The sequence below is a fragment of the Cytobacillus sp. IB215665 genome (genome assembly GCF_033963835.1).
Lineage (GTDB): Bacteria > Bacillota > Bacilli > Bacillales > SM2101 > Nanhaiella.
In genome coordinates, this window is the sequence record NZ_JAXBME010000015.1 from 82652 (window position 1) to 97518 (window position 14867).

13 protein-coding genes are annotated in these 14867 nt (G+C 36.9%); 9 read left to right on the forward strand and 4 right to left on the reverse strand.

All coding sequences use genetic code 11. From position 1 onward, the window contains the following. The first annotated feature begins 95 nt into the window (after window positions 1-95). A complete protein-coding gene (locus tag SLH52_RS16905) occupies window positions 96-1535 on the forward strand; it encodes an ABC transporter permease (RefSeq protein ID WP_320210445.1) in 1440 nt (479 codons plus the stop codon). Window positions 1536-1551: 16 nt separating this feature from the next. After that, window positions 1552-2250 carry an ABC transporter ATP-binding protein gene (locus SLH52_RS16910; RefSeq protein WP_320210446.1) on the forward strand — a complete coding sequence of 233 codons (699 nt, stop codon included), beginning with the start codon at window positions 1552-1554 and terminating at the stop codon, window positions 2248-2250. Window positions 2251-2311: 61 nt separating this feature from the next. On the opposite strand, the gene SLH52_RS16915 is transcribed toward SLH52_RS16910, so the two are convergent. Continuing rightward, a complete protein-coding gene (locus tag SLH52_RS16915; protein ID WP_320210447.1) occupies window positions 2312-2767 on the reverse strand; it encodes a GNAT family N-acetyltransferase in 456 nt (151 codons plus the stop codon). 528 nt (window positions 2768-3295) lie between these two features. Between SLH52_RS16915 and msrA the strand changes: the two genes are divergently transcribed. The 4 genes from msrA (at window position 3296) to SLH52_RS16935 (ending at window position 5105) form a co-directional block, all read left to right on the forward strand. Beyond that, complete coding sequence (gene msrA, locus SLH52_RS16920) at window positions 3296-4273, forward strand: peptide-methionine (S)-S-oxide reductase MsrA (RefSeq protein ID WP_320210483.1); 978 nt, start codon at window positions 3296-3298, stop codon at window positions 4271-4273. A 64-nt stretch (window positions 4274-4337) separates the two neighbouring features. Continuing rightward, window positions 4338-4622, forward strand: coding sequence for a hypothetical protein (locus SLH52_RS16925; protein ID WP_320210448.1), 285 nt, complete (start codon window positions 4338-4340; stop codon window positions 4620-4622). Next, on the forward strand, window positions 4607-4852 hold the full coding sequence (locus SLH52_RS16930) for a hypothetical protein (protein WP_320210449.1): 246 nt from the start codon (window positions 4607-4609) through the stop codon (window positions 4850-4852). The genes SLH52_RS16925 and SLH52_RS16930 overlap by 16 nt, the downstream gene beginning before the upstream one ends. A 109-nt stretch (window positions 4853-4961) precedes the next feature. Continuing rightward, complete coding sequence (locus SLH52_RS16935; RefSeq protein WP_320210450.1) at window positions 4962-5105, forward strand: hypothetical protein; 144 nt, start codon at window positions 4962-4964, stop codon at window positions 5103-5105. Window positions 5106-5340: 235 nt separating this feature from the next. Here SLH52_RS16935 and SLH52_RS16940 read toward each other — a convergent pair whose 3' ends face one another. From SLH52_RS16940 to SLH52_RS16950, 3 genes are all read right to left on the reverse strand, one after another. Continuing rightward, on the reverse strand, window positions 5341-6789 hold the full coding sequence (locus tag SLH52_RS16940) for an MFS transporter (RefSeq protein WP_320210451.1): 1449 nt from the start codon (window positions 6787-6789) through the stop codon (window positions 5341-5343). Between the two features lie 40 nt (window positions 6790-6829). Further along, a complete protein-coding gene (locus SLH52_RS16945; protein ID WP_320210452.1) occupies window positions 6830-8125 on the reverse strand; it encodes an MFS transporter in 1296 nt (431 codons plus the stop codon). A 442-nt stretch (window positions 8126-8567) separates the two neighbouring features. Then, window positions 8568-8978: a hemerythrin domain-containing protein gene (locus SLH52_RS16950; RefSeq protein ID WP_320210453.1), complete on the reverse strand. Its 411-nt coding sequence runs from the start codon at window positions 8976-8978 to the stop codon at window positions 8568-8570. 151 nt (window positions 8979-9129) lie between these two features. Between SLH52_RS16950 and SLH52_RS16955 the strand changes: the two genes are divergently transcribed. The 3 genes from SLH52_RS16955 to narJ are packed head-to-tail and all read left to right on the forward strand — an operon-like array spanning window position 9130 to window position 14864. Beyond that, the gene (locus SLH52_RS16955; RefSeq protein WP_320210454.1) at window positions 9130-12813 is read left to right on the forward strand and encodes a nitrate reductase subunit alpha; all 3684 of its coding nucleotides are present in this window, start codon (window positions 9130-9132) and stop codon (window positions 12811-12813) included. After that, window positions 12803-14347: a nitrate reductase subunit beta gene (gene narH, locus SLH52_RS16960; protein WP_320210455.1), complete on the forward strand. Its 1545-nt coding sequence runs from the start codon at window positions 12803-12805 to the stop codon at window positions 14345-14347. The genes SLH52_RS16955 and narH overlap by 11 nt, the downstream gene beginning before the upstream one ends. Next, window positions 14325-14864, forward strand: coding sequence for a nitrate reductase molybdenum cofactor assembly chaperone (narJ, locus tag SLH52_RS16965; protein WP_320210456.1), 540 nt, complete (start codon window positions 14325-14327; stop codon window positions 14862-14864). The genes narH and narJ overlap by 23 nt, the downstream gene beginning before the upstream one ends. Window positions 14865-14867 lie beyond the last annotated feature (3 nt).

Genomic DNA, 14867 nt, shown 5'->3' on the forward strand with positions numbered 1-14867 from the left:
TGCGTTGTAAAAGTAATACGAAAACATCCTTAGAAAAAAAGCACAAGACATATTAATTAGATATAAATAATTGTAAATGATTAGGAGGAATAAGAATGAATTTCTTAAAACGTGCTTTCTTGAGTGTAACTGCTCGCAAAGGAAAAAGTATGTTACTAGTATTTGTTTTTTCAGTGATTTGTGTTTTAGTACTGGCTGGTCTATCTATTCAAACCGCAGCTCAAAAGTCTAGCGAATTAGCGAGACAACAGTTAGGTGGAGAGGTCACCTTACAAGTCGATAGAGAAAAGCTCATGGCAGAAGGAGGGCAACAACAAGCTGGAGGTAGACAACAAGGGCGTATCCAATCTGTCCCAGTTCCAGTAGAGTCTGCTACAGCATTATTATCATTAGATAACATAAAAGGATATAACTATTATTCCTCAGCATCTGGGTTGGCTGAAGATTTCGAACCGATTGTAAGTGAAACGACTGATGAAGAGGAAACGAACGCAGGGCAAGGGGGCTTTAATAATTCTGGAAATATGCGTGGAGTCCAGGCAGATCTAAGTGTTCAAGGGGTATTATTTACAGATTCGGTCGAGGCCTTTTTAAATGATGAAGCTTCGATTGTCGAAGGTCGCCATTTGACGGAAGAGGACATAGGGGAGGACGTTGCATTAATAGAACAAAATTTAGCTATTGCAAATGATTTAGCTATTGGTGACACGATAACGATTCAAAGAACAGATGAAACTAGCTCGGTAATGCTTGAGGTTGTCGGAATCTATGAAACAACAGAACTAGTAGATGATCAAGCAGCAAGCTTCGATTTTTTGAACCCATATAATAGAGTATACACGCCTTATACTACTGCTTCTAGCTTGAAGAGTGAAGACTATGAAGGCGCTATAGATTACGCAGTATATTTTATGGACGACCCTGCAAATATTCAAACCTTTATTGATGAAGCATCTCTTGAAAGTACTATCGATTTTGATGTTTTTAAGCTAGATGCTAACGATCAATTATATGAACAGATGATTGGTCCTATCGAAAATGTTGCATCATTTTCAACCAATGTCGTTTATTTAGTAACGATTGCTGGTGCAATTATTTTAGGGTTAATTGTCATGATGTCAATTCGTGAACGAAAGTATGAAATGGGTGTTTTATTAGCGATAGGTGAAAAGAAATGGAAGCTAATTGGACAATTTTTAGTAGAAATTTTAGTTGTAGCAGTTATAGCACTCGGTATATCTGCTGTAAGTGGAAATGTCGTTGCAGGACAAATAGGTGATCAGCTGTTATCACAAGAAATACAACAATCTGAAGAAACAGCGTCAAATCCTGCTTCTTTCGGACAGAGAATGCCAAGGCAAGTACAACAACAAATAGATGTTGAGCCAGTTGATGAGTTGCAAATAGATGTGACAGCTGGAGATTTAAGTATGCTAGGGATGATTGGCTTGTTAATTGCAATATTATCAACACTAATTCCATCTATGTCAATATTAAGCCTTCAACCAAAAACAATTTTATCAAGGCAAGATTAACTGAGGAGGAAATGAAATGAGTACCCTATTGGAATTCATAGACGTAAATTATTGGTATGAGCATGAAAATGAAAAGCAGACAATTTTAAATAATGTTAATGTAAGTTTTGAAAAGGGGAATTTTTATTCGATAGTTGGGCCTTCTGGTTCAGGTAAAACAACCTTTTTAGCTATGGCGAGTGCACTAGATATGCCGAAAAGTGGAAAAATTTTATATGAAGGAAAAGATATAAAAAAAATTGGTTTATCTAACTTTAGAAACAAATACGTGTCGATCGTTTTTCAGTCATATAATCTACTACCTTATATGACAGCTATTCAAAATGTTATAACCGCAATGGAGATTACTGGATCAGATGAAGCAAATAAAAGAGATTTTGCATTGAGTATGCTTAAAAAGGTAGGTATTACTGAAAAACAAGCTGGACAAAAGGTGCTTACGCTTAGTGGAGGACAGCAACAGCGTGTTTCTATTGCACGTGCATTAAGTTGTAAATCAGATTTAATAGTCGCTGATGAGCCGACTGGAAATTTGGATGAAAAGACTGCTAAAGATATCGTTAAACTATTTCAAGATCTAGCACATAAAGAGGAAAAATGCGTCATCGTTGTTACACATGATAACAATATTGCAAATGTATCAGATGTTACAGTTAGAATTTCCAAAGGTAACTTTAGAGTCATATATAACAATCAAGCTTCTTCAATTAAGTAAGAAGAAAATTGCTCCCCATTAAATATTAGGGGAGCAACTTTTTATTTCTATGTAATTTCTCTTAAATTGAATAAGTTAGCCATTCTCCCTTAACTCCACCCATTTTTTTATAGAAGTTTTGAGCACGGATATTATCAGGTGCTGTTTCCCAAGACATAAAAGCAAAGTTATTAATATCCTTGTACTCTACACACGTTTGAAAAATCTTCTCTGCAACCCCAGTTCCGCGATAGTTATTTCTTACATATAGATCATTTAGTACTACAACCTTTTGTGCGCTTAATGTACTGTATGAAAAGTATAATGTAGCAAAGCCAATTAATTCTCCATGGTGCTCTGCTACAAATTGAATTCCTTCTTTTTGTTGAGTGAGCATATTTATTAGGTTGTCGATCTTACTTGATGGTGGTTGCTCCTTTTGATAAAAATCACAAATATACTCAAGCATTAAAGCTTTAATTTGTTCGTTGTCTTCTAGATGAGTTGGTCGGATAATAGTTTCATTCATCATATCCATCTCACTTTTCACTCCCTTTTCAAATTAGTAGTAGATGTATATATTATATTCTTTATCTAATTAATATAATAACTAGAATTTTAAAAAAATTATGCAATTTTACCACATGTCTTAAATGTGGAATTCTTAAAGCACGTTGATATCTGATTTTCTTCATTTGTCTAAATAAGAAAGGATGTTTCGAATGAATGGTTTCGTAATAAAACCTATAAAATTTTTAAGACTATAACAATTTAATAATACATATCAGTTACTCAAAGTTTACGTAAAGATCATAAGAAAAAAGCACTCCTTAGTATCTACTTATGTAATACTTTGTTAATCTTTTCGTTATGCTTTTATAAGGTTCTTTCTATACTCTATGAACTATGATGAATTACATTTTTAGAGAGGGGTATAAAAGTGCAAAAAAACAAATGGAAAATAACGATGATCCTATCGGTGAGCCTAGTTATCATTGTTGTCATGTATTTTTTATTTGGATCTAATCAGCAGGCAGCTACTGTGAAACAAAGTTATGATGAATCAATGTATGCGAAAGCGACGTTTGCAGGTGGTTGCTTTTGGTGTATGGAGCCACCGTTTGAAAAGCTTGATGGTGTGGTAGATGCCGTATCAGGATATACTGGCGGTCAGCAAGAAAACCCAACATACAAAGAAGTGTCTGCTGGAACAACAGGTCACATTGAAGCAGTTGAGATTATATATGACCCCCAAGAAATAACCTACGAAACTTTATTAGAGGTGTTTTGGAGACAAGTCAACCCAACAGATTCAGGTGGGCAGTTTGTTGATCGTGGAGAACAGTATCGAACAGCAATCTTTTATCAAAATGAAGAACAAAAAGAGATAGCAGAACAGTCAAAAAGCAGCTTGAATGAATCTGGACGATATAATGATCCGATTGTAACAGAGATTCTACCAGCTGCAACATTTTATAAAGCAGAGGAGTATCATCAAGATTACTACAAAAAGAATAGCTTAAAGTATAAATTTTACCGACATAACTCGGGAAGAGATCAATATTTAGATGAGACTTGGGGTGATGATAGAGAATTTGACATTCCTAAAGCATTTATCAAGCCTTCTCAAGAAGAGTTAAAGGAGAGCTTAACACCGATACAATATAAAGTAACTCAAGAGGATGGTACGGAAAAGGCATATGATAATGAATTCTGGGATCATAAAGAGGAAGGGATTTATGTTGATATTATTTCTGGAGAACCATTGTTTAGTTCATTAGACAAATATGATTCAGGAACTGGGTGGCCGAGCTTTACACAACCTCTTGAACCAAATAATATCGTTGAACATGAAGACCGCAGCTTGTTTATTACACGTACAGAAGTAAGGAGCAAAAATGCAGATTCCCATCTAGGTCATGTGTTTACTGATGGACCGAAACCGACAGGATTAAGATATTGTATAAATTCAGCTGCTCTACGATTTATATCAACAGACGATTTGCAAGAAGAAGGGTACGGTGATTATATGGATTTATTTTAAAGATTTGGAGAGTAAAATGAGGGGTTTGGATAGTAAAACGATGATTTGGACAGAAAAATGATGTTTGGATAGTAAAGTAGCGAGTTTGGACAATAAAACGATGATTTGGACAGAAAAACGAGGTTTGGACAGAAAACCAGTGAATTTGGACAGTAAACCAGTGAATTTGGACAGTAAACCAGTGAATTTGGATAGTAAAGCAGTGAATATGGACAGAAAAGCAGCGAGTTTGGACAGAAAACCAGTGAATTTGGACAGAAAAGCAGCGAATTTGGACAGAAAAGCAGCGAGTTTGGACAGAAAAGCAGCGAGTTTGTTCAGGAAAAACGAGGTTTGTACAGTAAAATAGCGAATTTGTACAGTAAAATAGCGAATTTGGACAGTAAACCAGTGAATTTGGACAGTAAACCAGTGAATTTGGATAGTAAAGCAGTGAATATGGACAGAAAAGCAGCGAGTTTGGACAGAAAACCAGTGAATTTGGACAGAAAAGCAGCGAATTTGGACAGAAAAGCAGCGAGTTTGGACAGAAAAGCAGCGAGTTTGTTCAGGAAAAACGAGGTTTGTACAGTAAAATAGCGAATTTGTACAGTAAAATAGCGAATTTGGACAGAAAAGTAGAGAATTTGGACAGAAAAGCAGCGAGTTTGGACAGAAAATCAGTGAGTTTGTTCAGGAAAAACGAGGTTTGGACAGTAAAATAGCGAATTTGGACAGTAAAATAGCGAATTTGGACAGTAAACCAGTGAATTTGGATAGAAAAGTAGCGAGTTTGGACAGTAAACCAGTGAATTTGGACAGTAAAGTAGCGAGTTTGGACAATAAAACGTGAATTTGGACAGTAAAGCAGTGAATATGGACAGAAAAACAGCGAGTTTGGACAATAAAACCAAGGTTTGGACAGAAAAGCAGTGAGTTTGGACAGAAAACCAGCAAGTTTTGACAAAAAAATTGAATTTGGCTAGTAAATCTAGCTAGTGGATAAGAATATGGTTAGTATGAGCAACATAGTGAGTTAGGCGAGGATCTCAGGGGTTTCACCTCAATAGGAAAACCCCCTACTGCTTCTATGTTTCAGCTGAATATTCATCACCATGTGAATCTTTTGGCTCTTCTAAAGCAAACATACAATATAGAAAACTTAGTAATGCACCAACAGACAAAATAATAAAAAATTGTCTAGGAGTAACGAAAGTGAGTAATGTTAAGTAGACAACGGCTCCTACATTTCCATAAGCACCTGCCATACCGGAAATTTGGCCAGTCATTTTACGTTTAATAAAAGGGATAACGGCAAAAGTAGCTCCTTCTGCTCCTTGGATAAACATGGAGGTTAAAACAGTAATGGTAACAGCTAGAACAATAGGCCAACTTGAGTTGATAAATGCCATCCCAAGTAATCCTATGGATATTCCTAACATATAAGAGAGCATGATTAGTTTTCTACTTCTAACATGATCAGATATCCACCCACCTAACGGTCGTGCAAATAAATTAACAAAAGCAAAAGATGAGGCTATTAATCCCGCTGTTGTCGGGGTTAAAGAGAATGTTGTTAAGAAAAAAGTTGGCAACATTGAGACGATTGCCAATTCAGCACCGAAGTTTGCAAAATAAGTTGTGTTAAGCGCAGCGACATTTTTAAAGCGATAGCCTCCTGATTTTGTTTCCTTTGATCTTAACAAAGGTATATTCACTCTTAATATTTGAATGATTTGATAAGTGAGTACAATGAGCAGAACAACATAAATAACATATAAGGTATTTTGCGGAATGAAGTTTAAATTTTTTAATCGCCATGCGAGCAATCCCAAAACACCTACTAACGGAATTGTCCAAACAATTAATTGAATTAAATCACTCCAAGAGCTTACTTGCATTGCTGCTATTTTTTCTGACCGAAGAAATTTTTTACCTTCAGGTGTGTCAGTTACGATGAAGAAATAAATGATGCCATAGATGAGGCAAATGACGCCTGTATAAGCAATTGCATATCTCCATCCGTTGTCACCACCGATAATTTGTATAGCTATCCAGGGCAAAAGAACAGCAGCTGCAGCTGAGCCGAAATTGCCAAACCCAGCGTAAAAGCCTTCGGCAAAGCCAACTTTTTTTGGAGGGAACCATTCTGAAATGATTCGAATCCCAATGACAAAGCTTGCACCAATGCCACTCAAAACTAGTCGAGATACGAAAAGCTGCATCCATGAATTTCCGAATGCAAAAACAAAGGTAGGAAAAGCCATGATAATGAGTAATGCAGAAAAAACGATTCTAGGTCCATATTTGTCAAGTAACATCCCAACAACTATTCTTGCTGGGACAGTTAGAGCAACGTTAATAATAGCTAATGCCGCGAGGTGATCATCTGTCAACCATCCTACAGATTCAACCATCGTTGTGGCTAGAGGTGCCATATTAAACCACGTAAAAAAAGAAATGAAAAAAGCTATCCACGTAAAATGTAATACTCGAATTTGTTTGTTTTGAAATTTCATTAATTCACTAGGTTTCATGCGGAATTCTCCCCCAAATAATCACAAATAAAAAAGGTTATTAGCATTTGATCTCAGCATTTTTACGAGAATAGTAATACCAGCAAATTATTAAGCTGATCGCGTAATATACAAGAAATATATATAAAGCAAAATTGGCAGAGCCCGTTGTGTCAATGGACCAGCCAAATACTTTTGGGATTAAAAATGCGCCGTATGCTGCGATAGCTGCGATAAAACCTAACACTGGAGAGGACTCTTTTGCTGGAAAAATAAAAGGAACCATACGGAAAGTAGAGCCATTTGCTATTCCCGTAGTAAAGAATAGGATAAGAAACATGATTAAAAAACCGGTGAAATGATGAATTTGTAAGAAATATATTACACCTATCGTAGCAATGATCATAATAATAATGTCCCAAAAGGTAATAAGTGCACCACTGCCTACTTTGTCTGATATCCACCCTCCAACAGGACGGACTGCTGCTCCGATTAATGGTCCTAAAAATGCTAATCCGACTGCATTCTGTTCGGCAAATTCATTTTGAATTAACAATGGAAAAGCTGCGGCATATCCAATAAATGACCCAAAACACATCGTATACAACCAAGTCATAATCCAAGTGTGCTTTCTTTTGAATATAATAGCTTGTTCCTTAAAAGATTGTTTTGTTCCCGGTAAGTTGTCCATGCCGACTACTGCAGCTAGTGTAATGATAATAATCGGAATTACCCATACAAACGCTGCATTTTGAATCCAAATGGTTTCACCATTATCTAATGTTTGCGATGTCCCAGTAAAAGCTCCAATAATGCTTGCTGTTATGACGATTGGAGTGAGGAATTGTACGACACTCACACCTAGGTTACCAATACCAGCATTTAATCCTAAAGCCGCCCCTCGCTCTTTTTTTGGATAAAATGGATTAATATTTGCCATGGATGAAGAAAAATTCCCGCCACCAATACCACATAATGCTGCTAAAGTTGCCATCATCGTAAAGGACGTTTCTGGATTGTTGACTGCAATGCCAATTCCTACTGTTGGTAAAAGCAAAAGAGCTGTACTAATGACTGTCCAATTTTTTCCTCCAACAATCCCAGGCATAAAAGTAAAAAAAATACGAAACGTAGCTCCTGTTAATCCGGGAAGGGCTGCCAACGTAAATAATTCTGATTGGGTAAAAGAAAAGCCTACATCATTTAACCTGACAGCAACGACTGACCATATTTGCCAAACAACAAAGGCTAATAGTAGGGCAGGGATGGATATCCATAAATTCCTTCGAGCATGTCTTCGACCTTCGCGCTCCCAAAAATCCTCATTTTCTGGTTCCCAGTTTGTAATCCTAGCCATGCCAATCCTCCGTCCTAAATATTAATCTTTGTTATCATTCCTTTTGGTTCATATTTGTATACGTTTATATTCTAAGTAACGAACAACATTCACTTTTCTGAAATGAGCATGATATAAATAGCATTTTATTAATAGACATTTGCTGTTTTTCGTACTAAGCAATAAAATAACAACATGAATTTTCTATCACTTTTTCTTATGTGAAAATATAGCGAGGTATAATCCCATCCGTTCCGAAAAAATTCATAATAAAAGAGCAACCTTAAGAAATCTTAAAGATTGCTCTTTTGTTACGGCAGTTTTCGGATTGATTGTTGATTTTCGCACTAAATCTATTCGTTGTATATTAGTTGATTTTCGTAATTACGGTGGTCGATAGACTTCATTTTATTGCCATTGTTAGTAATGAAAGCATCAACAATTACGGAAAGAGTCTAGTTAATTAAGACAAGAGTATCTCCTCATCATGGTTATGTATATCTAAAACAATTAATATAGCTTTAAAATGATCGATCACTTCTTCTGTTAACCCTTCGTTTTTTAGCATGTCTTTTACGTCCGTTACTAATATTCGTAGCAAGTCATGATCTCGCTTTAACATAGTTAATGGTTCTTTTAAATTTGGATTCTTATCAAGAAGATCAACATAAAATCCTTCCTCTTCAGAATCTGCGTGAGCGATCGTTCTAGTCTCCCAATGTTCAACTAACACTTTTGCAACAGTTTGTGCGTATTGGTGTTGGTCGTCTTTATATAACTTCACTAGCATATCAAGTAACTCTTTCCCCTCAGTGACTGCTCCTTCATGAATTGATTGGTGAGCGTCTAATTTTCTTAATGATGGTCCCGACATCTTCATTCACCTCATTATTCGTGTTGTTAATGGTTAACAGTATAAACACCTTATTAACTTTTAAACATCTAATCATTTTAGAATATTTACTAAACGATTTGGGCAAAAGAATGCCATAGCGATGATTTCTAAATAAGGAAGGATGCGGAAAATGAGTAAAAAGAAGCTCCCACTTCTAAAGAAACTTACATATTTCGGGAAAACAACTGAGCTTACAGACCACAGTGAACTATCACCATATGATAGGGAAACGGAGAAGTACTATCGTAGAAGGTGGCAACATGACAAAGTAGTCCGGTCCACACATGGTGTGAATTGTACTGGCTCTTGTAGCTGGAAAATACATGTGAAAGACGGGATTATCACGTGGGAAACTCAACAAACTGATTATCCTTCAACAGGCCCTGATATGCCTGAATATGAACCAAGAGGCTGTCCTAGAGGGGCTAGTTTTTCATGGTATATTTATAGTCCTTTAAGAGTGAGGTACCCATATGTAAGAAGCAGTCTTATTAAATTATGGCGGCAGGCAATGAAGGAAAACACCAATGCTGTTGATGCTTGGGCGAGTATTATCGAAGATCCTGACAAGGAAAGGCAATATAAATCTACAAGAGGAAAGGGTGGGTTTGTTCGTACCTCATGGGACGAAGTAAATACACTTATCGCTGCACAGTTATTATATACGATTAATAAGTATGGACCAGATAGAATTTTTGGCTTTTCCCCGATTCCAGCTATGTCAATGGTTAGTCACGCAGGCGGTGCACGATTTTTATCATTAATAGGTGGTGCCATCCTTAGTTTTTATGATTGGTATGCTGACCTTCCTCCAGCATCACCACAAGTATGGGGTGAACAAACAGACGTACCGGAAAGTTCAGATTGGTACAATTCTAGTTATTTACTAATATGGGGCTCTAATGTACCACAAACTAGAACACCTGACTCACATTTTATGGTAGAAGCGAGGTATAGAGGAACGAAAGTCGTCTCAATTAGTCCTGATTACGCTGAATACGTTAAATTTGCAGACAATTGGTTGGCTGTCAATCCAGGTATGGATGCTGCATTAGCAATGGCAATGACTCATGTCATACTTAAGGAATTCTACGTCGACAAAAATACGCCTTATTTCGATAATTACGCAAAAATGTATACTGATCTACCTTTCTTAATCAAGCTTGAAAAAAAAGGAGAATCCTATGTAGCTAATCGTTTCTTAAGGGCTAGTGATATTGGACAGAATATAGCTCATGCCGAATGGAAGCCAGTCGTTATAGATAGTGAAACTAATCAACTTCTTATACCTAATGGAACAATAGGACATCGTTGGGAGGATAATGGTAACTGGAATCTTAACTTACAACAGTCATCAGAAGATGGACAGTCTATTTCACCATTATTAACGCTTCTTAATAATGAAGATGAACTGCTTTCGATAACAATTCCTTATTTTGATGAAAATGAGAAAACAACACTTGAACGGACTATACCTGTAAGAATAGTTAGTGATGGAGATGGCCAAGTTCAATATGTGACAACTGTATTTGATTTATTACTTGCAAAAACAGGCGTAAGTCGTAATTTACCAGGAGATTATCCAACAAATTATGATGATCCAAAGCCATATACCCCAGCCTGGCAGGAAGATAAAACGGGGATTAACAAAGAGGTTGTTGCACAAATTGCACGTGAGTTTGCGCAAAATGCAATTGATTCAAATGGTCGATCCATGATTATTATGGGTTCTGGAATTAACCATTGGTATCATTCAGATGTCATTTATCGAGCGGTGCTAAATCTTGTATTGCTAACTGGATCTCAAGGTGTGAATGGTGGCGGATGGGCTCATTATGTAGGGCAAGAGAAGGTGAGGCCATTAGAAGGCTGGCAAACCGTTGCAACTGCACGTGATTGGGGTGGACCACCACGCTTACAGAATGGTACATCATTTTTTTACTTTGCAACAGAGCAGTGGAGGTATGAGGATCAATCAGTTGATGACCATATCTCTCCAACGATTGATAAACCAAGATATGAACATTTAGCAGATTATAATGCGTTAGCGGCTAGATTAGGGTGGCTTCCCTCCTATCCACAATTTCAGGAAAATAGTATACATCTTTATAAAAAAGCTAACGCAAAGACAAATGATGAAGCTGTGAAGTATGTAGTAGATAATTTAAAAAACGGCAAACTTAAGTTTGCTATTGAAAATCCGAGTAATCCTGCTAATTTTCCGAGGTCATTAATTGTATGGCGTGCTAATTTATTAGGCAGTTCTGCTAAAGGTCATGAGTATTTTTTGAAACACCTCTTAGGAACACACCATGGTTCTTTAAGTGTTGCAAATGATGAATTACATACTGCTGAAGTCGATAGTCAAGAAATTTCAGCTGAAGGGAAACTCGATTTGTTAGTTAATATAGATTTTCGTATGACTGGAACGGGGTTGTATTCGGATATTGTACTGCCTGCTGCTACTTGGTATGAGAAATATGATATTAGTAGCACTGACATGCATCCATTTGTACATCCGTTTAATCCAGCGATAGCACCCCCTTGGGAAAGTAAGTCTGATTGGGATACATTCAAAAATCTGGCGAAAAAATTATCTGAATTAGCAGAAGAGATTTTTCCAGAGCCAACGAAAGATATTGTTGCAACACCTTTATTACATGATACGAAAGATGAAATTTCACAATTATTTGGACAAATACCTGATTGGAAGCATGGTGATGTAGAACCAGAGCCTGGTGTAAATTTACCGCGTATACACGTTGTAGAACGGGAGTACACGAAGGTATATGAGAAATATATTGCATTAGGTGGTGTAATTAAGGATAGCATTGGTGCTAAGGGTATTGGTTGGGATGCAAAGGAAGAGTATGAAAAGTTAAAAGCAATAAATGGTGTAGCAAGACAAACAAAGGATTACAAAGATTGTCCGAGTCTGTATACGGATCGAAATGTAGCTGAAACGATACTAACGTTGTCTAGTACAACGAACGGCTCTCTAGCAATGAAAGCATGGGATGTCATGGAGAAGAAAACTGGGCAGCAGTTAAAAGATTTGGCTATCGAACGTGCAGAAGAGCACATTTCCTTTGATGAAATAACTGCTCAGCCTCAAAAAGTCATTTCATCACCAGTATTTAGCGGTACAGAGACTGGAAATAGACGTTATTCACCTTTTACGACAAATGTAGAACGTCTCATACCATGGAGAACATTAACGGGTAGACAACATTTCTATTTAGACCATGAAACCATACTAGAATTTGGTGAAGAACTACCTACATTTAAAGCACCTCTTCGTAAATTAGCATTTTTAGATCAAGATCACCGACCGAATCACGGTAATGAAATTGAGTTGCGTTATTTAACACCACATTTTAAATGGTCATATCACAGTACTTATGGTGATACGTTACCGATGCTTACTTTATTTAGAGGTGGTCCACACGTCTGGCTTAATTATGAAGATGCCAATACTGCAGGGATTAACGATAACGATTGGCTAGAGATGTATAACAGAAATGGTGTCGTAGTTGCACGAGCAGTTACAAGTCATCGTTTGCCTAGAGGGGTAGCTTATATGTATCACGTCCAGGACAGAACGATTAATGTGCCAGGTTCACCAACTACGAAGTTGCGAGGAGGAACATTTAACAGTCCAACGAGAATCCATATTAAACCTACACAAATGATTGGTGGATATGCACAGCTAAGTTATGGCTTTAATTATTACGGCCCAACAGGTAATCAGCGAGATGAAATGGTCATGATCCGCAGGCTAGAGAAGGGTGAGGTGAACTGGCTTGAAAGTTAAAGCGCAATTTGGAATGGTTATGAATTTAGATAAGTGTATTGGATGTCATACATGTAGTGTTACTTGTAATAATACATGGACAAATCGCCCTGGTGCTGAATATATGTGGTGGAACAATGTCGAAACAAAACCTGGCATTGGTTACCCGAAAGAGTGGGAAAATCAGGAAACTCATAAAGGGGGATGGGAAGTAAAGAACGGAAAATTGGAGCTGAAGGCTGGTGGCCGAGCGAGTAAGCTTCTCAACATTTTTTATAACAAGGATTTGACACAAATTGATGACTATTATGAACCTTGGACTTACGATTATGAAACATTGATTAATAGTCCAGAGCGTGAGCATCAGCCTGTGGCACGACCGAAATCACAGTTAACAGGTGACTATATGGATATACAGTGGGGGCCAAACTGGGAAGATGATTTAGCAGGTGTTCATATTACAGGTGAAAATGATCCTAATATACAAGGGATTGAGGACAAAATCAAGTTTGAATATGAACAATCGTTCATGATGTATTTACCACGTATTTGTGAACATTGTCTTAACCCACCTTGTGTATCATCATGTCCTTCTGGATCAATTTATAAAAGAGATGAAGATGGCATAGTCTTAGTTGATCAAGACTCGTGTCGGAGCTGGCGATTTTGTATGACGGGTTGCCCATATAAGAAAGTATATTTTAATTGGAAAACGAAGAAGGCAGAAAAATGTACATTTTGCTTTCCGAGAATAGAAAGTGGTTTACCAACAATTTGCTCTGAAACGTGTGTTGGAAGGCTTCGATATATAGGCCTAGTCTTTTATGATGAAGAACGTGTGAAAGAAGCAGCTTCTGTAAGTGATGAGAAAAAGTTATATGAATCTCAGTTGGATATTTTCTTAGACCCACATGATCCGGAAGTTATACGTAATGCAATAAATGAGGGAATTTCAGAAGACTGGATTGAAGCGGCTCAAAGATCACCTGTGTATAAGCTAGCTATTGAACAAAAGATTGCACTTCCACTTCATCCTGAATATCGTACGTTACCGATGGTTTGGTACGTACCGCCACTTAGTCCGATGATGGATGCACTCGGTGGTCAAGTTGACTCAATTGATCCAAGAATTGTGTTTCCTACAATTAAACAATTTCGCATTCCAATTGAATATTTGGCTAATCTATTAAGTGCTGGAGATACAGCGGTTATAGAGGCTGTATTAAAAAAATTAGTGGCGATGAGAAGCTATATGAGAAGTGTAAATATCCAAAAATCATTTGACTCAAATATTTTAGAGTCAGCTGGCTTAACCGAACAGTCAGCTCGTGACATGTATGAGCTGGCTGCTATTGCGAAATACTCCGATCGATACGTAATACCCTCATCTCATAAAGAAAAAGTTGGAGATATGTATTTTGGTCAAGGGTCAACTGGTTATGACTTTATGGAAGGTTGTAATGATTGTAGTGTGAGTGAGAATAACGAGGATTTATATTTGTATGGAGAAAAGTATTGGAGTGATATACAGCATGCTCAAGATGGAAGACAGTAAGACTATATTTAAACTTGCATCGATTTTTTTACATTACCCTTCAAAAGAATGGGTGGGTGATGAAGAGATTATTAAAGCAATTCATAGCATTGGCGATAACAAAGTGCAGCAAGCATATACTAATTTTATTCAATATACAACCAATCATTGTTTGACTGAGTTGTGTGAAACATATGTCAACACTTTTGATTTTAATGACAAAACAACACTGTATTTAACGTATGACGTGTTTGGTGATAACCGTGAAAGAGGTCAAGCATTCGTGAAACTTAGGTTTGAATTTGCGAAAGAGGACTTTTATATCAAAAATGATGAATTACCCGACTTTTTTCCTTTAATTTTAGAATTCGCATCGGAAGCTTCTGAAGAGAGTGCTATGAAAATGTTTAATATTCATAGGAAATCGATAGAGCGTTTACAGAAGGAATTAACAAGACTAGCAAGTCCTTATGAGCATGTATTAAACGGTTGTATACTAGCTATTGATTCACTAATAGAACAAAAACAGGCAGGATAGCTT